The 20,918-nt window shown below is 72.0% G+C and carries 18 protein-coding genes; 4 read left to right on the forward strand and 14 right to left on the reverse strand.

The genetic code is table 11. The features are described from left to right. Positions 1–3 precede the first annotated feature (3 nt). Complete coding sequence (gene rpmG, locus ACRVYW_RS11770) at positions 4–174, reverse strand: 50S ribosomal protein L33 (RefSeq protein WP_005051772.1); 171 nt, start codon at positions 172–174, stop codon at positions 4–6. Further along, positions 174–410, reverse strand: a complete 237-nt coding sequence (rpmB, locus tag ACRVYW_RS11775) for a 50S ribosomal protein L28 (protein ID WP_039402457.1) — start codon at positions 408–410, stop codon at positions 174–176. The genes rpmG and rpmB overlap by 1 nt, the downstream gene beginning before the upstream one ends. Before the next feature lie 262 nt (positions 411–672). Between rpmB and ACRVYW_RS11780 the strand changes: the two genes are divergently transcribed. Beyond that, positions 673–5,694, forward strand: coding sequence for an SCO7613 C-terminal domain-containing membrane protein (locus ACRVYW_RS11780; protein WP_431804811.1), 5,022 nt, complete (start codon positions 673–675; stop codon positions 5,692–5,694). 37 nt (positions 5,695–5,731) lie between these two features. On the opposite strand, the gene ACRVYW_RS11785 is transcribed toward ACRVYW_RS11780, so the two are convergent. The 8 genes from ACRVYW_RS11785 to ACRVYW_RS11820 form a co-directional block, all read right to left on the reverse strand. Continuing rightward, the gene (locus ACRVYW_RS11785; protein WP_431804813.1) at positions 5,732–6,445 is read right to left on the reverse strand and encodes a DNA-3-methyladenine glycosylase; all 714 of its coding nucleotides are present in this window, start codon (positions 6,443–6,445) and stop codon (positions 5,732–5,734) included. After that, entirely contained in the window at positions 6,438–7,877 is a 1,440-nt protein-coding gene (locus ACRVYW_RS11790) for a hypothetical protein (RefSeq protein WP_431804815.1), read from the reverse strand. The genes ACRVYW_RS11785 and ACRVYW_RS11790 overlap by 8 nt, the downstream gene beginning before the upstream one ends. Continuing rightward, positions 7,867–8,673: a TIGR03943 family putative permease subunit gene (locus tag ACRVYW_RS11795; protein ID WP_431804817.1), complete on the reverse strand. Its 807-nt coding sequence runs from the start codon at positions 8,671–8,673 to the stop codon at positions 7,867–7,869. Before ACRVYW_RS11795 ends, ACRVYW_RS11790 begins: the two co-directional genes overlap by 11 nt. After that, positions 8,666–9,595, reverse strand: coding sequence for a permease (locus ACRVYW_RS11800; RefSeq protein WP_431804947.1), 930 nt, complete (start codon positions 9,593–9,595; stop codon positions 8,666–8,668). Before ACRVYW_RS11800 ends, ACRVYW_RS11795 begins: the two co-directional genes overlap by 8 nt. A gap of 97 nt (positions 9,596–9,692) precedes the next feature. Then, positions 9,693–10,145: a Fur family transcriptional regulator gene (locus tag ACRVYW_RS11805; RefSeq protein WP_431804819.1), complete on the reverse strand. Its 453-nt coding sequence runs from the start codon at positions 10,143–10,145 to the stop codon at positions 9,693–9,695. Between the two features lie 53 nt (positions 10,146–10,198). Beyond that, on the reverse strand, positions 10,199–11,104 hold the full coding sequence (locus ACRVYW_RS11810; protein WP_431804821.1) for a metal ABC transporter permease: 906 nt from the start codon (positions 11,102–11,104) through the stop codon (positions 10,199–10,201). Beyond that, on the reverse strand, positions 11,101–11,973 hold the full coding sequence (locus tag ACRVYW_RS11815) for a metal ABC transporter ATP-binding protein (protein ID WP_431804823.1): 873 nt from the start codon (positions 11,971–11,973) through the stop codon (positions 11,101–11,103). Before ACRVYW_RS11815 ends, ACRVYW_RS11810 begins: the two co-directional genes overlap by 4 nt. Further along, positions 11,970–12,962, reverse strand: a complete 993-nt coding sequence (locus ACRVYW_RS11820) for a metal ABC transporter solute-binding protein, Zn/Mn family (protein WP_431804825.1) — start codon at positions 12,960–12,962, stop codon at positions 11,970–11,972. The genes ACRVYW_RS11815 and ACRVYW_RS11820 overlap by 4 nt, the downstream gene beginning before the upstream one ends. 137 nt (positions 12,963–13,099) lie before the next feature. Between ACRVYW_RS11820 and ACRVYW_RS11825 the strand changes: the two genes are divergently transcribed. From ACRVYW_RS11825 to ACRVYW_RS11835, 3 genes are all read left to right on the forward strand, one after another. After that, a complete protein-coding gene (locus ACRVYW_RS11825) occupies positions 13,100–15,334 on the forward strand; it encodes a heavy metal translocating P-type ATPase (protein ID WP_431804827.1) in 2,235 nt (744 codons plus the stop codon). 103 nt (positions 15,335–15,437) lie between these two features. Further along, complete coding sequence (locus ACRVYW_RS11830; protein WP_431804829.1) at positions 15,438–16,379, forward strand: Ltp family lipoprotein; 942 nt, start codon at positions 15,438–15,440, stop codon at positions 16,377–16,379. A 19-nt stretch (positions 16,380–16,398) separates the two neighbouring features. Then, complete coding sequence (locus ACRVYW_RS11835) at positions 16,399–16,770, forward strand: PH domain-containing protein (protein ID WP_431804831.1); 372 nt, start codon at positions 16,399–16,401, stop codon at positions 16,768–16,770. A gap of 74 nt (positions 16,771–16,844) precedes the next feature. Here ACRVYW_RS11835 and ACRVYW_RS11840 read toward each other — a convergent pair whose 3' ends face one another. The 4 genes from ACRVYW_RS11840 to ACRVYW_RS11855 form a co-directional block, all read right to left on the reverse strand. Beyond that, positions 16,845–17,093 (reverse strand): DUF4287 domain-containing protein, encoded by a 249-nt coding sequence (locus ACRVYW_RS11840; protein ID WP_431804833.1) that lies wholly within the window; start codon positions 17,091–17,093, stop codon positions 16,845–16,847. A 101-nt stretch (positions 17,094–17,194) separates the two neighbouring features. Next, on the reverse strand, positions 17,195–18,547 hold the full coding sequence (locus ACRVYW_RS11845; RefSeq protein ID WP_431804835.1) for a dihydrolipoamide acetyltransferase family protein: 1,353 nt from the start codon (positions 18,545–18,547) through the stop codon (positions 17,195–17,197). A gap of 157 nt (positions 18,548–18,704) precedes the next feature. After that, positions 18,705–19,730 carry an alpha-ketoacid dehydrogenase subunit beta gene (locus ACRVYW_RS11850; protein ID WP_431804837.1) on the reverse strand — a complete coding sequence of 342 codons (1,026 nt, stop codon included), beginning with the start codon at positions 19,728–19,730 and terminating at the stop codon, positions 18,705–18,707. After that, positions 19,727–20,857 (reverse strand): thiamine pyrophosphate-dependent enzyme, encoded by a 1,131-nt coding sequence (locus tag ACRVYW_RS11855; protein ID WP_431804839.1) that lies wholly within the window; start codon positions 20,855–20,857, stop codon positions 19,727–19,729. The genes ACRVYW_RS11850 and ACRVYW_RS11855 overlap by 4 nt, the downstream gene beginning before the upstream one ends. Positions 20,858–20,918: the final 61 nt, after the last annotated feature.

Below are 20,918 nucleotides of genomic sequence, written 5' to 3' on the forward strand. Positions count from 1 at the left end.
AGATCAGCGCTCCTCTCGGAATTCGACGTGCTTGCGGATCACCGGGTCGTACTTCTTCAGCACGATGCGGTCGGGGTTGTTGCGGCGGTTCTTGCGCGTCACGTAGGTGTACCCCGTGCCGGCGGTCGAGCGCAGCTTGATGATCGGACGGACGTCCTGAGCCTTCTTCGCCATTAGAGCTTCACACCCTTCGCGATGAGGTCCTTCACGACCGATTCGATGCCGCGGGCGTCGATGACCTTGATGCCCTTGGCCGAGACGTTCAGCGTGACCTTACGGCCGAGCGACGGAACGAAGTAGGTCTTCTTCTGCACGTTCGGGTCGAAGCGGCGCTTCGTCCGGCGGTGCGAGTGCGAGATGTTGTGACCGAAGCCGGGAACCGCTCCGGTCACCTGGCACACTGCTGCCATGGTGATTACTCCTTCTGTACCGTGAGGCCGGACGGCCCCACCCAAGATCCCTTGTCTGCACCCCGCTCGAGACCGCACGCGATCTCCGGTCGTCGAGCGAGCCGGGGTCGAGTCGGAACGAGAGGGGTACGAACTGCGTGCTGGAGTGCGCGCAGACAAAGAGTCAGTCTAGCACGGCGCGACTTGTGGATGAATTCCGCGCCCGGCATCCGCTTCCTGCCACGCTGTGCTCAGGCCGCGGGCGCGGCCACGGGAGGACGCGATGAGCCAGCTCGAGCCGGATGCCGGGACGACCACGACCGCGGGTCACGATGCCCCCCGCTGGCCGAGCACTCCCTACGCCCTCGCCGACACGACACGGTGTCCGGCCTGCTTCTCCGCGATCGCGGCGACCGAGACAGGCGCCGCCCCGACCACCTGCACGACGTGCGGGCTCTCCCTCGTCGACGGTCGTCTGGCATCGGTGCTGCGCGCCGGCCAGGACATGCTGAGCCTCGAGCTGCACCGCCGTGCGCTGATCGGTGCGGTGCGGCACGATCAGCGCACGGCCGAACGTGCCGAGCGCGCCGCCGCCGAGGCGGTCACGGTCACCCCGGCGCCCACCACCCCGGCTCCCGTCGCGCCGCCGCCCGTCGCGCCGCCGCCCGTCGCGCCGCCGCCCGTCGCGCCGCCCGCCGTCGCCGCGCCTCCCTCGCCTCCGCAGACTCCCCCTCCGGCGCCTCGCCGAGAGCGCCCGCGCATCTCGGTGCCGGTGCTGCTGCTCACCATCGGCGTCGTGCTGGTCGGCATCGCGGCGATCTTCTTCCTGACGCTCGCGTGGTTCGTCGCGAGCATCGCCGTCCGCGCGCTCATCATCGGCGTCATCACCCTCGCGACGATCGTCACGGCCTCGCTCCTGCGCCGGCGCGGCCTCGTCGCCACCGCCGAGGCGGTCGCCGTCGTCGGGATCGTCCTGGTGGCGCTGGATGCCTGGGCCGTCCGCGCCAACGACCTGTTCGGCGCCGCGGGCGTCGACCCCGTCCTCTACGCCGGCATCGCGACGCTCGGCGTAGGCATCCTCTTCCGTGCGTGGGCACGGGCCTCGACGCTGCGGGCGCCCGACATCGCGTCGATCCTCGCCCTGCCGACCGGCGTCGCTCTCATCGCCGCAGGCCTCTCCGACCTTCCGACCGGGCCCGCGACCGTCGTCGCCTTCCTCGCCGCATCGGTGGGATGTCTGGCCTTCGCCCTTCCCGCGCCCTGGTCGAGCGCGCGCGAAGAGTCCGGCGCCGAGCGCACCGCCCTCGCCCTCATCGGCGTCACCGTCCTCGTCGTCGCCGCCGCGACCGAGTTCGTCGCCGGTGACACCGCGTTCGTCCTCTGGGCCGTGCCGCTGACGGTCGTCGCCGCCGGGGCCTGGTGGCGCATCCTCACCCTCCGGAGCGACCGCATCCGCGGCGGCATCGCGGGCCCGCTCGGGGCCGTGGCCGTCTGCACCGGCGTCGCGGCTGCGGCCGCGATCGGCTGGCAGCTCGCCCTGCGCGACCCGTCGCCGTGGTTGTGGGCGCTGCTCGGTCCGCTCGTCGCGGTCGCGGTCGCGGTCGCCGTTGATCGCGTACGGGCCCGGGCGCACCTCCCGGTCGCCGCGCTCGTCACCGCCGGCGCGATCGCCGCGCTCAGCCTCCTCGTCGCGATCGTCGCCTGGCTCGCGCGTGTGGGCCCCGCGACCGCCGACTGGGTGGCCTGGCGGACGCCCGCCGTGCGTCCTGCTCCCGACGCCGACGCCTGGGTGCCCCTCATCGCCGCCGTGCTCCTCAGTCTCACCCTGGCGGCTTCAACGACGCTCCGCAGACGCGAGCTCCGCGGCATCCTCCCGGCCACAGCGACGGTCCTCTTCATCGCCGGGGCCGCCGTCACGGGCATCCCGCTCGTCATGGTCGCCGGCGGCGCACTCACCGCGGCGGGCGGCGTCCTGCTGGCACGCCGCGACGGCTCACCGGTGAGCTGGGGCGCGCCGGTCGGCGTCGGCGCCGCCGCGATGTACGTCGCGGGCGCGGCGCACCCCGCGCTCTGGACCGGCGCGGCAGCACTCGTCATCGTCCTTCCGCTCGCACTCTCCCGGGCGATCCGCGCCCGGGGCGCCGCGCAGGCGGCGTTCGCCGTCGTGTCCGTGTTCCTCGCCGCTCTCTCCGCCGTCGTCGCCCCTCAGGCGATCGCGACCGTCCTCTCGGGCCGCGGCGGCGACGCGGGCGGAACGCTCCTCGCTGCGATCGCCCTCCTCGGCTGGGTCGCGGCGATCACCCTCGCGATCTGCCTGGCACTCGCCGCTCGTCGTCCGTCCTCGGTCGAGGCCGCCACGGTGCGGTCGCTGACCCTCACGGGGCTGCTTCTCGCGACGCTCTCCGTCCTGCCGCTTCTTCTCGCCGCAGTCCCCCTCCTCTCCCCCGCTGCCTTCTCGACGGGCGCCGGCGCGGGAGGCGCCTTCGCGTCGGGCGCGGTCTCGGTCGCGATCGGCGAACCCGCCGCGGGCCTCGCGCGCGCCATCGTCCTGTGCGCGGCGCTCGCCCTTCTCGCGCTCGGTCTTCCCGACCGTCGGCGAGAGCCGCAGACCGCCGACGGCGTCGAGAGTGTCGCGCGGCCGGACGGCATCCGCATCTTCGCCGCCGCCCTCCTCGGCCCCGCTCTCGCCACGGCTGTCAACGCGCTGGGCCAGCTCGCCGGCGGGACCGACGCGACGCCGATCGTCGCCGTCGGAGCGCTCGCGCTCCTGTGCGGCGCTGCCGCCCTCGCCGAGTACCGCACGTCCCCGTCCGGCCGCCGGGCGGCGTCGGCGGTGCGTACCGGCGCCGACTCCGGCGCCGCGTTCGCCACCCTGCTCACCGCCACACAGGCGCGTGCCGATCTGGCCTGGCTCGTGCTGCTGCTGATCGCCGTCGGCATCGGCGCGACGAGCATCACCCGCGGGTGGGCCGCGCCCCGCAGCGACGCGCTCCCGGGCGTCCCCACGACGCGGAGCGCCGGGGCATCCCTCCTCGCCGCCCCCCGTCGAGTGCTCGTGTGGCCCGCTTTCGCCGTCGCCACCGCGGCGCTGTGGACGGCGCTGACGGATGCCGCGCGTTCGGCGCTCGCCGGCGGGGCCGCCGTTCCCGCACTCGAGGCCTACACCGTCCCGCCCGCCGTCGGCCTCGTCGTGCTCGCGCTCGTCCTCACCTGGCTCCGCCGCCACGCCGAGGCGACGGTCGCGGGCGCTCTCGCCGGCGTCGTCGGGCTCGGGGCCGCCGCGCTCGGCATCGTCCCCGGCGAGGTGATGCCGACGGCGTCGGCGCGAACCGTCGTGGCTCTGCTCATCGGCGCGGTGGTGTGCGCCGCGCTTCCGTGGACACCCGCGCGCCGCGTGCCGGGCGTGTCGCTCGCGGCCACGACGACCGGACTCGCCGCTGCGCTCCTCGCGACCCTGACCCTCACGCTCACCGCCTCGAACGCGTCGACGAGTCCCGCCGTTGCCTCATGGACGGCGGTGCCCGTCGCCGCTGCCCTCCTCGGTGCATCGGGATTCGCGTCCGGATTCGCGACGGGATTCGCGTCGGGATTCGCGACGGAGCGCCGCGCCGGCCCCCACGCCGTGACGGCGCAACGCGAGTTCGCCGCCATCGCTCCGGGCGTCGCGATCGTCTTCTCGTCCGGGATCTGTGCCGCATTCCTGCTCGGACGCGAACTCCCGCTCGTCGCCACGATCGCCCTCGCGGCGCTCCTCGTGCTGTCGATCGTCGCCGCGGCCGTCGGGCGCGCGCCGTGGAACGCGTCGACGCGCTGGTGCGCCCTCGGGGGCGCCGCGCTCATCGCCGCCGTCACGGCGCCGCGCGTCGACGCGATCGAGATCCTGAGCCTCCCCGTCGCGCTCACCCTCCTCGCGGGGGCGGCCCTCGCGATGCGGCGCCTCTCGCGCACCGGCTCCCCCTGGCCCGGCATCGAGACGGTGCCGTGGCTCGCGGGCGTCACCCTCGCGATCGTCCCGAGCCTCCTCGTGCCGCCGACGCCTGTCCGTTCGTGGCTCCTCGTCGCCGCGTGCCTCCTCGCCGCCGTCGGCGTCGCCGCCGTGACCCCCGCCCGGACGCGCGACCTCGCGGCATCCACCGTCGGCATCCTGCTCGGCGGCACCGTCATCGCCGGATGGTTCGGCATCCTCTCGCTCAGCGACCCGCACGGCCTCGCCGTCGGACTGGTCGCCGGGGCGGGCGTCGCCGCGGTCGGCGCCGTCCTCACCTGGCGACGCATCCCTCCCGTCGGCCTCTCCGTCGGGGCGGCGACGGCCGGCGCGGTGGTCGTCGCCCTCGCCGTCGTGACGCGCGGTTCGGGCTCCATCGGAGAGACGCTGCTGATCGCGGGCCTCGCGGGGCTCGGGGCGCTCGTCGCGGCGACATCGCTCGGCCGCGCCGGCTGGATGCCGACGGGGGCCGCGCTCGCGATCGGCGGCGTCGCCGTCGCGATCATCGCGATCGGCGTGCGCCTGGTCGCGCTCGCACCGATCGCCGATGCCGGGCTCGAGCCTGATGTCTGGTTCCTCGCCGCAGCGCTGCTCGTCGCCGCCGTGGCCCTCATCGCACTCCGCGCGAACGCCGCGACGGCGCCCCTGGTCGGCATCGCGCTCGCGACCGCCCTCGCCGGCGTCGCGTTCGGCGAAGCGTGGTCGATCGCCGCCGGCGACGCGTCGCTCCAGACCGCTCGCGCCGCGGTCACCGTCATCCTGCTCACGGCGGCCTCCGTCGCCGCCTCGCTCTGCCGGGAACGGATCGGCGTCGTTCCCGCGATCACCGGCGCGATCTCGGTCGCCGTCGTCGCGGTGGCCGCGCTCACCGTTGGCGCCGCCGATCCGATCGAGATCGTCACTGTCGTGCCGGCGCTCGGCCTCCTCATGCTCGGTGTGCGGCGTCTGCGCACCGACCCGGCGGCGCGCACGTGGCCGGCGCTCGGCCCGGGGCTGCTGCTCGCGACGGTGCCCTCGCTGATGCTCGACTTCGGCCCCAACGAGCTCTGGCGGATCGTCGCCCTCGGCGTCGCGGCCGTGACGCTCGTCGTCATCGGCGCCACCCGTCGCCTTCAGGCGCCGCTCGTCGTCGGGTCGATCGTGCTCCTCATCCACGCGCTCGCGCAGCTGTGGCCGTGGGTTGCGAGCGCCTACGACGCCGTGCCGTGGTGGCTGTGGGTCGGCCTCGGCGGCATCCTGCTGATCGTCATCGCGGCGCGGTACGAGAAGCAGCTCGGCGCGCTGCGCGCGGCCTACGCGACGGTCGCCGGGCTGCGCTGACGCGCCGGAGTGCGCGCGCTCCCGCGTCGTCCGTCGCTCAGGGCGTCGGCCCGGCGCCGCGGCCCCAGCGGAACACCGACACGGTCGGATCGCCCGCGATCCAGAACCGCCACGGGAAGGCATCCGTCCCCGCGACGCCCGCCACCCCCACGCGCGGACCCGAGGAGACCTCGCCCACCGGCATCTCCGGCAGCCACAGCCGGGCGAGCGCGCCCGCCCGCGGCTCGCCCGTGACGGCATCGATCCCGTCGTGGTCCGGATGCCGAAGGCCCACGGCATCTCCCAGCCGCCCCGGTCCGCGCGCGAGGTCGCGCGACGAACGTGCCGCCCGGCGCCGAGCGAACGCGGCATCCTCCCCCTCGATCACTTCGCCGGCGCGCAACAGAATTCCGCCCGCGACGCCCTCCGGGCCGGTCACGACATTGACGCACGAATGGATGCCGTGACTGAGGTACACGTAGAGATGCCCGGGCTCTCCCCACATCGTCGCGTTCCTCGCCGTCGGCCCCATGCGGGCGTGCGAGCCGGGGTCGGCCACCTCGCCCGTCCCGGCGCCGTGGTACGCCTCGACCTCGGTGAGGCGCACCGCGACGGTCGCCTCCGCGAGCGCCGCACCGGTCGTCACCTCGAGCACGCCGCCCAGGAGGCGCGGCGCGACCTCGACCGGCAACCCGGCGAGTGCGGCCCGGGTCGCGGGGACGAGCCCCACGCGTCGGTCCGCGGAGCCCGCGCGCCCGCCGCGCTCAGCCACGCGGGGGCACCTGGCACCAGGAGATGTCGAACCCCTGCAGCGCGACGACCTCCTCACCGCGCTCGTCGCCGGCGATCGAGACGACGTGCGTCTGGACCGTCTGCGGGAGCGGCAGCAGGTGCCCGTCGTACGGGTTGTCGACCGCGTTCGGTGCGACGAGGAACGCGGCGTAGCGCCCGCTCGGCGAGACGCACGTCTCGATCAGCGTGTCGGCGGGGGCGACCTCGAACACGGGATCGGCGGCGCCCTGCGCATCGACGACGTTCACGGTCGTCGAGCGCACCGTGAACCCGTCGAGGATCGCGAGTGCCCGCAGCGTCGTGCCGTCGGCGAGCGGGGTCACCGTGTTGACCTGGCCGAGCGCCGGATCGGTCGCGGGGAGCGGAACCTCCTGCGCGGTCGCGAGGTCGATCGCGACGGGTCCCTCGACGCGCTCGACCACGACGGTCGTCGAGCCACGGGCGATCCCGTCGATCGCGACGGCGTTGCCGAGGGCGACGGGGGCGGTCTGCGCGGCGTCGGCCGTGGGAGGGGTCACGAGGGTCAGCGCGCCGTCGAACGTGAGCATCAGGAGGGTGTCGGTGCCCGGCACGAAGCGCCAGTCGTCGACGCGCGACTCCCCGCCCGTGCGGACGATCTCGGTCGGCGCAGCGTCGTCGCCGGACGACCCGATCGGGACGGTGAACAGCAGGCTCTCGCGGGCGCCGGCCGTCCCGATCGTCGCGTCGGTGAAGGTGTAGCCGATGAGGTTGCCGCGATCGGCGCTCTGCAGGTTCGAGATCGTTCCCGTGCCGGGGAGGGTGAGCTCGCGCGCCCCCTCGCCGTCTCGGTCGGTCACGATGAGGTGGGAGTGGCCGTCGTCGTCGAGCGTCGAGATGACCAGGTGCGACGCCGTGGCGCGGAAGTCCTCGATCTGCGGGTCGGAGAAGACCGGCACCGCGGCATCCCCCTTGAGATCCGTCCGGAAGATCGTGTCGCCGTCGCTCCCGCGCTGGAGCAGGAAGGTCTCGAGCGGCGGCGTCGTGAAAGTCTTCGTGAGGGTGGTGGATGCCCCGCCGCCGAGCCCCCGCACGTCCGTGATGGTGACCGTGTACTCGGTGTCGTCCCAGAGGGGCAGCGCGAAGCGGATGCCGACGCTCCGCCCCGACGTGTCGACGGTGACGTCCGCCGCGGGCGAGACGTGCACCTGGTCGGGCGTCACCTCGGCGAGCGACTGCGTCGTCGTGAAGATGAGGCGGGCGCCGGCGGCGTTGATCGCCGCGTCGGGGTCGACGCTCACGCGCGTGACGCGCGGGCCCTGCGCGACCGAGACGGCAGCGGTGGTGAGCCCCACGACGGCGAGGAGCGCGACGACCGCGACGAACGCCGAGAGGAATGCCCGCGAGCGGCGTCGGCGGGTGCGCGCTCGGCGCGTGGAAGCGTCAGTACTCATACGGATCGCGGGGCTCGTCGACCTGCTCGACCGACGTCGGGTGGATCGCGAGGCGCCCGCCGTCGTCGCGGATGGTGCCGGTGACCGTCACCCACTGCCCCGTCTCGACGTCGCCACCGGTGGCGATCGGGACGCTCGCCGGCTGCGCGTCGATGACGCAGTGCGTGATGACGAGCCGCGTCAGCGCGAATCCGCCGTCGGCGGGCGTGGCGAAGCCCGTCAGGGTGACCTGGTCGCCGTCGAACGCCTCGGGGTTCGTCGCCGTCGCGAACACGCTCGCCCACTCGCCGACGCCGAACGTCGCGGTGTCGCCCGTCGCGGCGAGCGCGACGGTGTCGGCGCCCTGGAAGAGCGGCGCCGACCCGGTGTCGCGCTGCATCGCGATCTCCGCCGAGAGGGTCGCGGGAGGAGTGAGGAGGATCACCGCGACGACGCCGGTCGCGACGATGCCTCCGCTCACGGTCGCGGCCGTCGACCACGGTGTGGCGACGGGATGCGCGTGATCATCGTGCGCGTGGCCGTCGTGCGCGTGGCCGTCGTGCGCGTGCCCGCCGGAGCCGTGGTCGTGCCCGTGGTCGAGCTCGGCGCCGCGCGGCAGCGCGAAGCTCACCGCGCAGCCCACGAGCGCGACGATCGCCATCGACACGGCGAACCAGGTGGATGCCGGGTTGATGTACAGCGCCAGCTGCCCCGTCAGCCACAGCGCGATCGTCACCGCCGACAGCGCCGCCGCGAGCCCGACGCCGAGCAGGCGCGACCCGGTGAACTCGCGGACAGAACGCTTCTCGTCAGACAAGGACGTTCACCACCGATCCGAGCGCGGCGGCGAAGAGCACGACGATCACGACCAAGCCGACGAGCACCTTCGTGCGGAACGTCGTCCGCAACAGCGCCAGCATCTTGACGTCGACGAGCGGACCGACGATGAGGAACGCCACGAGCGACCCCGGCGTGAAGGTCGACGCGAACGACAGCGCGAAGAACGAGTCGACATTCGAGCAGATCGCGACGATCATCGCGAGCGCGATCATCGCAACGATCGACAGGGCCGGGTTCGATCCGATCGCGAGCAGCGCATCACGCGGAACGACCACCTGCACGGCGCCCGCGAGCGCCGACCCGATGATGAGCGCGGGCATGACGGCGCGCAGCTCGATGACGAACTGCGCGAGGCTCTTCCGCCCCCGATTGCGCGGCAGCGCGGCATCCCTCTCATGGGTCAGCTCGCACGTGGCGGCGAAGCGCTCCGTGAGGAGGGCGTCGGGGTCGGGATGCCGACTGTACAGCCACCCGATGAGGTTCGCGACGGCGAAACCGCCGAGCAGGCGCGCGACGAGGATGCCGTCGTCGAAGCCGAACGCCTGATGCGTCGTGATGATCACGATCGGGTTCACGATCGGCGCCGCGATGAGGAAGGTCAGCGTCTCGGGCACCGTGAACCCGCGGATCATCAGCCCCCGGGCGAAGGGGACGTTGCCGCACTCGCACACCGGCACGAGCATGCCGAGGAGCGAGAGGACCATCCGGCGCGCCCACGCGCGGCGCGGCATCCAGCGCTCGATGACGCCCGGCGGCACCCACACCTGCACGACGATCGACAGGAGAACACCCAACACGACGAACGGCATCGACTCGACGAGCACGCTGATCGAGAGGGTCAGGCCGTCCTGCAGGCGCGTCGGCAGCGCCGGTCCGGGTGAGAGGAGCGCGACGACCACGAGGCCGGCCGCGACGAGGGCGCCCGCCGTGAGCAGTCCCCCGCGACGGAGCGTCGGGTCGCGTTCGAGACGGCTCGTGCGCGGCGCGAACGTCTGCTCAGGCACGCTCACTCGCGGCGGCACGTTCACCCGCGGTGGCGGCGAGAGCCTCGAAGGCGGAGCACTCGGCGCACAGACCGAAGATGTCCACGACGTGCTCGGCGTGCGTGAAGCCGTGGGCGCTCGCGGTGCGCTGCGCCCATTCCTCGACCTCGTGCGCTTCGATCTCCACCGCTTTCCCGCAGGAACGGCAGATCAGATGGTGGTGGTGGCCGGTCGTCGTGCAGGCGCGGTAGATCGCCTCGCCGTCGGGACTCTGCAGCTGGTCGGCCTCGCCCGACGCGGCGAGGGTCGCGAGCGCGCGGTAGACGGTTGCGAGCCCGATGCCCGTGTTGTCGTCACGGAGCGCCGCGTGCAGGTCCTGCGCGCTGATGAAGCCGCCGGCGTCGCCGAGCGCCGTGCGCACGCGATCGCGCTGCCACGTGTTCCGCTGGGCCTTCGGCTGGGGCATGACGCGAGTCTACCGACGGGCCTTCGGAGAGGGCTGGGAACCGAGCATGCGGCTCACGCGGCGCTTCCGGCGTTCTCGGCCGCGACGACGTCGGGCGCGGCCGGGCCGCGCGAGACGCGTCCGCGCCGGTTCCCGACGATGCGGCAGACGAGGTAGATGAGGAACGACAGCGTCGTGATGTACGGGCTCACCGGCAGGGTGCCCATGACCGCGAGCAGGATGCCTCCGACCGCCGACACGATCCCGAACAGCGCCGCGAGCAGCGGCACCGACACCGGCCCCGACGCGACGCGGAGCGCTGCGGCGGCGGGCGTGACGACGAGGGCCATGACCAGCAGCGCGCCGATGATGTGGACGGCGGCTGCGACGACGAGACCGAGCAGCAGCATGAAGCCGAGCGACACCGCGACGGTCGGCACCCCGCGCGCGGCCGCCGACTGCGGATCGAGCGAGTCGAAGGTCAGCGGTCGCCAGATGATCAAGAGCGCGACGAGCACGAATGCCGAGATCGCGATGAGCCAGCCGAGTTGGTCGTTCTGCACGGACACGATCTGCCCGGTCAGCAGGCCGAAGCGGTTGGCGCTGCGGCCCTGGTAGAGCGACAGGAACAGGATGCCGAGGCCGAGCCCGAACGGCATGAGCACCCCGATGATCGAGTTGCGGTCTCGCGCGCGGGCACCGAGGACGCCGATGAGCGCCGCCGCGATCACGGACCCGACGATCGATCCCGTCACGACGTCGAAACCGAACAGGAGCGCGGCCGCGGCCCCCGCGAACGACAGCTCGCTGATGCCGTGCACCGCGAAGGCCATGTCGCGCTGCATGACGAAGACGCCGATGAGGCCGCCGACGAGACCGAGGACGGCGCCCGCCCAGATCGAGTTCTGCACGAGGGCGAGGATCTCGAGGTAATCCGAAGCCCCGCCGAAGAACGCGGTGCCGATGTCGTCCCAGCTCACGCGTCATCCTCGTGGTGATGATCGAGCTCGTGATGATGATGCGCGCCCTGCTCGGCATCCGGCGCACCGACGACGACCAGTCGCCCGCCCGCCCGCAGCACGAACACGGGTGTGCCGTACAGCGCCGAGAGCACCTCGGAGGTCAGCACCTCGGCGGGCGATCCGAGGGTGAATCGCCCGTTCGCGAGGTACAGGATGCGGTCGACGGCGCTCAGCACGGGATTGATGTCGTGGGTCACGAGGAGGACCCCGGCACCGGCGCCGCCCTCGCCTCTCCGACCTGTCTGCGCGCCGACGCGGTGCGCGTCGATCAGCCGCACGACAGCCTGCTGATTCGCGAGGTCGAGGCTCGTGAGGGGCTCGTCGCACAGGAGCAGACGCGGATCGTCGGCGAGCGCCTGCCCGACCCGCAGACGCTGCTGCTCACCGCCCGAGAGCACGCCGACCGGCTGGTCGGCGAACGCTCGCGCGTCGACCTCGTCGATCAGGCTCTCGACGCGCTCCCGGTCGCGCCGACTCGGCAGCGGCAGACCGAACCGGTGCCCGTTCACACCGAGCGCGACGAGGTCGCGGCCGCGCATCGGGGTCTCTGCGGTGAGGGGGCGCGACTGCGGGAGGTAGCCGACGTGCCGGTTGCCCTTGCGGTGCACGCGCTCGCCGAGCGTCTCGATGCTGCCCGAGCTGAGCGGCTCGAGCCCGAGGATCGCCCGCAGAAGCGTCGTCTTGCCCGAACCGCTCGGCCCGAGCACCGCGACGAGCTCGCCGGGGGCGACGTCGAGGTCGAGGCCGCTCCACAGCGTCCGGTCGCCGCGCCGGAGCGACGCGTTCCGGATGCGCAGGACCGGCGCCGGGGACTGCGAGGTGCTCACTCGGCGAGGCTAGCCGAGATCGCGTCGATGTTCGCCTGCATCCACGTGAGGTAGGTCTCGCCCTCGGGGAGAAGCTCGCTGACCTCGTTGACGGGGATGCTCTGCGCCTTCGCAACCGAGATCACCTGGTCGGTCTCGGGTCCGCCCGTCTGCGCGTTGACGAAGAGGATGCGGACGGTGCCGCCCTCGAGGATGCGCGTCGCCTCGAGCAGCGTCGCGGGGGGAACGTCCTGCCCCTCCTCGACGGCTTCGCTGAAGGCATCCGGCGTCGCGTTCTCCAGGCCCGCCGCGGCGGTGAGGTAGAGCGGCACGGGCTCGGTGACGAAGATCTGCTCCCCGCCGTGGGCCGCCGCGATCTTCTCGAGCGAGTCCTCGAGGCCCTCGATGCCCTGCGCGAACTCTTCGTAGTTCTTCTCGTACGTGTCGGCGTTCGCCGGGTCGAGCTCGCCGAGCTGGTGCGCGATCTCCTCCGCAACGTGCGCGATCGTGTGCGGGTCGTACCAGACGTGCTCGTTGAAGCCCTCGACGTGGCCGTGCCCGTCGTGGTCGTCGTCGGCGTGGGTCTCGTCGGCGTCGTCGGTGTGCTCGTGGCCGCCGTTGCCGGGCCAGTCGTGCGAGAACTCGACGGCCGTGACGACGGGAGCGTCGGTGCCGGAGGAGTCGATGAGGGTATCCATGAAGGCGTCGTAGCCGCCGCCGTTCTCGATGATCAGGTCGCCCTTCGAGACCGCCAGCTTGTCGGAGGCTGTCGCCTCGTATTCGTGCGGGTCGGCCGAGACCGAGTCGATGATCGAGGTGACCTCGATCGCGTCGCCGCCGATCGCCTCCGCGATGTCGCCGTAGACGTTCATCGAGGCGACGACCGTGATCACCCCGTCGTCCGATGCCCCCGAGCTGTCGGCGTCGGAGCCGGAACCCGCGCAGCAGGCGAGGGCGAGGACGGATGCCGCGCCGAGCGCGACGGTGCCGAGAAGTCTCCGTGAGGTCATGCGACGATCCTATGCCTACTGATAATCGTTCTCAAATTTAGGTGCTCCGCAGGCGCCACCCCCATCGCGCGGAATACCCCCCGGGGGTATCCTGTTGTTGCCGACAGCGGAGGATTCCCGCCGCGCGAGGAGAGCAGATGACCGACCCGATGCACCACCACCCGGATGTCGCCACCCCCGACACCGATACCGACGCGACGGTCGACGACGCGACGGTCGACCACGCCGCGCACCACGACATGGATGCGCACCACGATATGGACGGGCACGCGGGGCACGACATGCACGCCGGGCACGACATGCACGCGGGTCACGACATGCACGTCGGGCACGACATGCACGCGGGTCACGGCGGTCACGACATGGGCGGGCACGCGGGGCACGGCGGGCACGCGGGTCACGTCGCCCGCTTCCGGCGCCTCTTCTGGATCAACCTGATTCTCGCCGTCCCTGTCGTCCTCCTCTCGCCCATGTTCGCGATGCTCATCGGGTACGAGCTGCCCGACGTCCCGGGCATCTCGTGGGTCGCGCCGATCCTCGGCACCGTCATGTACTTCTGGGGCGGGTGGCCGTTCCTCACCGGCGCCGTCGAGGAGTTCCGCGCCCGGCGGCCCGGCATGATGATGCTCATCGCGCTCGCCATCACAGTCGCCTTCGTCGCGTCGTGGGGCGCACGTCTCGGCATCCTGCACCATGATCTCGAGTTCTGGTGGGAGCTGGCCCTGCTCATCGTCATCATGCTGCTGGGCCACTGGATCGAGATGCGATCGCTCGCCGCGACGACGTCCGCGCTCGATTCGCTCGCCGCGCTCCTGCCCGATGAGGCCGAACGCGTCGACGGCGACCGCATCGTCACCGTCTCGCCCTCCGAGCTGCGCGTCGGCGACGTCGTCGTCGTGCGCCCGGGCGGCAGCGTCCCCGCCGACGGCCGCGTCGTCGACGGCACCGCCGACATCGACGAATCGATGGTCACGGGCGAGTCGCGGCCCGTCACGCGCGGGGTCGGCGACACCGTCACGGCGGGCACCGTGGCGACCGATTCCGGGCTCCGCGTGGAGGTCACCGCGACGGGCGACGACACGACGCTCGCCGGCATCCGCCGCCTCGTCTCCGAAGCGCAGAGCTCGACCTCTCGTGCGCAGCTGCTCGCCGACCGCGCCGCCGCATGGCTCTTCTGGTTCGCGCTCGGCGCCGCGGTCGTCACCGCGATCGTCTGGACCGCGATCGGCGACCCCGACAGCGCCGTCGTCCGCACGATCACGGTGCTCGTCATCGCCTGCCCGCACGCGCTGGGACTCGCGATCCCCCTCGTCGTCTCGATCGCGACCGAGCGCGCCGCGCGCGGGGGCGTGCTCATCACCGATCGACGCGCGCTCGAGGCGATGCGGACGGTCGATGTCGTCGTCTTCGACAAGACCGGCACCCTCACGACCGGTCGCCCGACCGTCACCGACATCGCGGCGGAGTCCGGGCACGAGCGCGACGAGATCCTCGCCCTCGCCGCCGCGGCGGAGGCAGACAGCGAGCATCCCCTCGCGCGTGCGATCGTCGCCGCGGCCGACGAACGCGGACTCACCCGCTCCACGGCCACGGGCTTCCGCTCCGCGCCCGCGGTGGGCGTCACCGCGACGGTCGACGGTCACGAGGTGCGCGTCGGCGGCCCGCGCCTGCTCGACGAGGTCGGCGGGCGCGAGTCGGATGCCGCCGGCGCGTGGCGTCGCGAGGGCGCGATCATCCTGCACGTCGTCGTCGACGGTGCTGTCGTCGGAGCGCTCGCCCTCGCCGACCGGGTGCGTCCCGAGTCGCGCGAGGCGATCGACGCCCTCCACGCCCGCGGCATCGAGGTCGTCATGATCACAGGGGATGCCGAAGCGGTCGCGCAGTCCGTGGCATCCGAGCTCGGCATCGACCGGGTGTTTGCGGGCGTGCGCCCCGAAGACAAGGCGTCGCGGATCGCGGGCCTGCAGGCCGAGGGGAAGAAGGTCGCGATGGTCGGCGACGGCGTCAACGACGCCCCCGCGCTCGCGCAGGCCGACGTCGGCATCGCGATCGGCGCCGGCACCGACGTCGCGATCGCCTCGGCGGGCGTCGTCCTCGCGAGCGACGATCCTCGCTCGGTGCTCTCGGTCATCGAGCTGTCACGGGCGAGCTACCGCAAGATGCGGCAGAACCTGTGGTGGGCGGCGGGCTACAACCTGATCTCCGTGCCGCTCGCGGCGGGAGTGCTCGCCCCCATCGGCTTCGTGCTGCCGATGTCGGTCGGCGCCCTGCTCATGTCGGCGTCGACGGTCGTCGTCGCCCTCAACGCCCAGCTGCTGCGACGCCTCGACCTCTCGCCGGAAGCGAGCGTGCGTTCCGCCCGCACGCGCTGAGTGGGGATGCCGGGCGCGCACGCGATCTGCCGATGTCCTAGGCGGAACGTAGACTCAGATAAATGAGAACTTTCTCATAATCTAGTCACAGCCTGGAGTCAGCATGACCGACCCGTCCACGTCCCCCACGCCGCCGCCCGCACCCCCGGTCGGTCCTTACGCCCCGCCGACGAACCCGTACAGTGCGCCGGCCGGTCCTGCCCCTGTCGGGGCAGTCCCCCAGCCGACGAATCCCTACGCGGCGCCCACCGCTCCCGCGCAGCCGTACCTCGCCGGCGCGCCGACGGCTCTGTCCCGGCCGGGTGCGCAGCCGGGCGGCAAGAGCTTCATCGCGACCTGGCTCTTCGCTTATCTCCTCGGCTTCCTCGGCGTCGACCGGTTCTACCTGGGCAAGATCGGCACCGGCATCCTGAAGCTCGTGACGTTCGCCGGTCTCGGCATCTGGTGGCTCGTCGACGTCATCCTGGTGCTGAGTGGGTCGCAGAAGGACAAGTGGGGGCGTCCGCTCGTCGGGTATGAGCAGTACAAGAAGGTCGCTTGGATCGTGACAGCAGCCCTCGTCGTACTCGGAATGATCATCGGTGCCGTATCGCCGAAGCCTGCAGTCTCGGCTGTAGCCGACCGACCGGCCGCACTCGTCTCACCCGCCGTCGATGAGACCCCCGCGGAGGATGAGAGCCCCGCCGCCGAAACGCCCGTCGTCGAGGAGCCCGTCGCGTCCCCCACCGCTGAATCCGCGCCTGCGGCACCTGCTGCCACTCTCTCGCAGCAGAACGCCACGCGCTCCGCGGAGAGCTACCTCCGCTTCACCGCGTTCTCGCGCACGGGTCTGATCTCGCAGCTGGAGTACGAGGGATTCGAAACGGCCGACGCAGAATACGCCGTCGACCACGTCACCGTGGACTGGAACGAGCAGGCGGCCAAGTCCGCACAGTCCTACCTCGAGTTCACCTCCTTCTCTCGCCAAGGTCTCATCGACCAGCTCCTCTTCGAGGGGTTCACCGCTGAGCAGGCAGAGTACGGCGTCGCCGCCGTCGGCTACTGATACGGCGAGAGGACACATCATGGAACCTTCCGCGATCCTCACGTGGACCCTCCAGCGCGAGATCCCGATCCCCGCCGACATTGAACCTCTGCTCCTGCAGGGCGAGCAGGCCGTCGCTGCCTTTGCGACGTTCCGAGACTCGGCCGTCTTCACGACGAAACGTCTCATCGTGCGTGACGCGCAGGGCATGACGGGCAAGAAGGTCGAGATCTACTCCTTGCCCTACTCGGCCATCAATATGTGGTCGAGCGAGAACGCCGGCACGCTCGACTGGAACTCCGAGCTCGAGCTCTGGACCCGCGCGGGGCACATCAAGATCAAACTCGGCCGCGGTATGGATGTACGGCGTCTCGATGCACTCATCGGCTGGGCGGCGTTGCAGAGTTCCTGATCCGCGCACGGCGTCGACGCGTCCGCCGCCTGAGGACCGGGCGAGGCGGCGACGCGTCGACATACCGCGACGCGTCAGCTCTGGTGCGCCCTCACGTAGGCGACGACGGCGTTCGCGTGGCCGTGTCCGAGGCCGTGGTCTTCTTTGAGAACGCGGACGACCTCCATGTGGCCGTCGCCTTCGGTCAGCCTGTCGGCGGCGATGTCGAGCCACTCCTGCACCGGACGCCCGTACTGCCTCTCGATACCCGGGAAGTAGCTCGCCGGTCCCTTCGGCTTCGCCCCCTCCGGGATCACCGGTGCGATCACTCGCCCTGTCGTCATGGCGTCACCCTATCCGCAAGCCGCCTGCCGATCCACCGGTCGAGCCACCGGTCGAGCCCGACTGCACGGAACCGGGGAGCGCGGGCGCCTGAGCGCGACCCTCAGTCCAGCAACAGCGCCGGCTCTTCGAGGATCGACGCGACGTCGGCGATGAAGCGGCTCATGCCGTCGCCGTCGATGACGCGATGGTCGAACGAGCCCGACACCGTCGTCACGAAGCGGGGTCGCACCTCGCCCTCGACGACCCACGGCTTCTGACGGATCGTCCCCATCGCGACGATGCCCGACTCCCCCGGGTTGATGATCGGCGTTCCGGCATCCATCCCGAAGACGCCGATGTTCGTGATCGTGATCGTTCCGCCCTGCTGGTCGGCGGGGCTCGTGCGGCCCTCGCGCGCCGTGAGCGTGAGCTTCTCGAGCGCCGCGGCGAGCTCGCGCAGGCTCAGGTCCTGCGCGTCCTTGATGTTCGGGACGAGGAGCCCCCGCGGGGTCGCCGCGGCGATGCCGAGGTTCACGTAGTTCCGGACGTGGATCTCGGCCGACCCGTCCTCGTTGTCGATCCACGCGGCGTTGACCGTCGGCGTCCGGCGGCACGCCCAGATGACGGCGCGCGCCATGATCAGCAGCGGCGACACCTTGATGTCGGCGAAGTCGGGCGACGCCTTCAGGCGCTTGACGAGCTCCATCGTGCGCGTCGCGTCGACGTCGGTCCAGACGGTCACGTGCGGCGCGGTGTACGCGGAGCGGACCATGCCGGATGCCGTGGCCTTCCGCACCCCCTTGACGGGGATGGTCTCCTCGCGGCCGGGGAGGGAAGCGGCGGATGCCGGAGGCACCGGCGCCATGCCTGAGACGGGGATCGTGCGCTCGCGCTCGACAGGAGCGGCGGGGGTTGCGAGGTTCCGGAAGACGCTCGCCTGCTCGGCGTGGGCGACGACGTCGTCGCGCGTCACCTCGCCGGCCGGGCCGCTCGGAGTCACTTGCGCGAGCTCGACGCCCAGGTCGCGCGCGAGCTTGCGCACCGGAGGCTTCGCGACGACGCCGACCGACGCCTTGACGGCGGCTGTCCGCTCGGCGGGCCGGGCGCTGCGCCGCGAGGCGACCGCGCCGCCCGTGCCGTAGCCGACGAGCACGGCGCCTTCACCTTCGTCCTCCGCGGGGGCCGCCGGCTCGCCGTGCGCCGACAGGCCGGCGGCGGCATCCGGCTCTGCGGCACCGCCCGCGATCGTGATGATGGGGGCGCCGACCGTGACGGTCTCGCCCTCGGGCGCCAGGAGCTCGCCGACGGTCCCCGAGAACGGCGACGGCAGCTCGACGAGCGACTTCGCGGTCTCGATCTCGACGAGGACGTCGTTCACCTCGACGGTGTCGCCCGGCGCGACGCGCCACTGGACGATCTCGGCCTCGGTGAGTCCTTCGCCGACGTCCGGCAGGTGGAAGGTCTGCGTGCTCATGGTTTCTTCCTCTTCCTCTTCTCCCTCTCCCTCGCCCCCGCCCCCTGACCGCGAAACTGCTTCTGCGCCTCGAGACTGCGGCTACTGACCACTGTCTCGACCTACAGATGCAGTCTCGCGGTCATGGGGGGGGTGGCGGGAGGGTAGGCGTGGGTGGTCAGTAGGCGAGGGCGCGGTCGACGGCCTCGAGAATGCGATCGGGGTCGGGCAGGTATACGCCCTCGAGCTTCGCGGGCGGGAACGGCACGTCGAAGCCCGACACCCGCAGCACCGGCGACTCGAGCGCGAAGAACGCCCGCTCCATGACGGTCGCCGCGACCTCGGAGCCGACCGACGCGAAGCCGGGCGCCTCCTGCGCGTAGACCATCCGCCCGGTCCGGCGCACCGAGTCGAGGATCGGTCCATAGTCGATCGGCGAGATCGAGCGCAGGTCGATCACCTCGCACGACGTGCCCTCGCTCTCGGCGAGCGCCGCAGCCTGCAGCAGGGTCGTCACCATCGCGCCGTGACCGACGAGGGTCACGTCGGTGCCGCGCCGGACGATCCGCGACGCGTGCAGCGGCAGGGCGCGCTCGGTGGTGTCGACCTCGCCCTTCATCCAGTACTTCGCCTTCGGCTCGAGGAAGATCACCGGGTCGGGCGAGGTGATGGCATCCTGGATCATCCAGTACGCGTCGTTGGGCGTCGAGGGCGACACGACCCGCAGGCCCGCGGTGTGCGCGAAGTACGCCTCGGGACTCTCCTGGTGGTGCTCGACGGCACCGATGTGCCCGCCGTAGGGGATGCGGATGACGACCGGCATCGAGATCGCGCCCTCAAGCCGGTTGGTGAGCTTCGCGAGCTGCGTCGTGATCTGATCGAACGCGGGGAAGACGAACCCGTCGAACTGGATCTCGACCACCGGACGGAACCCCGCCATCGCGAGCCCGATCGCCGTGCCGACGAGACCCGACTCCGCAAGCGGCGAATCGAGCACGCGCCGATCACCGAACTCGGCCTGCAGCCCCTCGGTCACGCGGAAGACTCCGCCGAGCTTGCCGATGTCCTCGCCCATGAGCAGGACGTGGTCGTCAGCGGTCATCGCCGCGCGCATGCCGGCGTTCAGCGCCTTCGCGAAGGGCATCGTCGTCGTCGCGGCCGCCGCGGACGCCGCCGCGGTGTCGGTTCCGGTCACCGCGGTCATGCCGCACCTCCCTCGAAGGATGCCTCGTAGTCCGCCAGCCACTGCGACTGCTGCGCCATCAGCGGATGCGGCTCGCTGTACACGTGCGCGAACATCGACGACGGTTCGAGGCCGCCGAGCTCGTTCGTGCGCACCCGCACGTCGTCGGCGTAGGCGGCGGCTGCGGCATCCACCTCGCTGAAGAAGGATGCCGCCGCGCCGCGCCCCTCCAGGAACGCGCGCATGCGGGCGATCGGGTCGCGCCGCGCCCACGACTCCTCCTCGTCGGAGGCGCGGTACTTCGTCGGGTCGTCGCTCGTCGTGTGGGCGCCCATGCGGTAGGTCATCGCCTCGATCGCCTGCGGGCCGCCGCCGGCGCGCGCCTCGTCGAGGGCGAGCTTCGAGACCGCGTAGCTCGCGAGCACGTCGTTGCCGTCGACGAGCGTCGAGGGCATGCCGTACCCCGCCGCCCGCGCGTGGAGCGGCGCACGCGACTGCGTGGCGACGGGCACCGAGATCGCCCACTGGTTGTTCTGCAGGAAGAAGACCTGGGGCGTCCGATAGGTGTTCGCGAACACCATCGCCTCGTGCACGTCGCCCTGGCTGGACGCGCCATCGCCGTAGTAGACGACGACCGCGGCATCGCGCTCGGGGTCGCCGGAGCCGCAGCGCCCGTCGAACACGAGACCCATGCCGTACCCCGTCGCGTGCAGGGTCTGCGACCCGAGGACGAGCGTATAGATGTGCGCGTTGCCGTTCTTCGGGTCGGTCGGGTCCCATCCGCCGTGCGTGAGCCCGCGCATGACGCGGATGATGTCGATGGGGTCGACGCCGCGGATCGTCACGACGGCGTGCTCGCGATAGCTCGGGAAGAGGTGGTCCTGCGGCCGCGCCGCCCTCACCGACCCGACCTGCGCCGCCTCCTGGCCGTACGACGGCGGCCACAGCGCGAGCTGCCCCTGGCGCTGCAGGTTCGTCGCCTGCCGGTCGAACGCGCGGACGAGCACCATGTCGCGGTAGAACGTCTCGAGCTCGGCATCCGTCAGCGCATCGATGAGCGGCAGGAAGCGTTCGGCTTCGGGCGTCGGGGCGAACGTTCCGTCGGCCGCGAGGACGCGCACGAGTGCCGGGTCGTCAGACGGGGTCATGTTTCCACGGTAGACCCGGACGCATGCGCCGTTCTGCATGACGCCCATAACGGATGCCGCG

The organism is Microbacterium sp. bgisy203, from assembly GCF_965345155.1.
GTDB lineage: Bacteria > Actinomycetota > Actinomycetes > Actinomycetales > Microbacteriaceae > Microbacterium.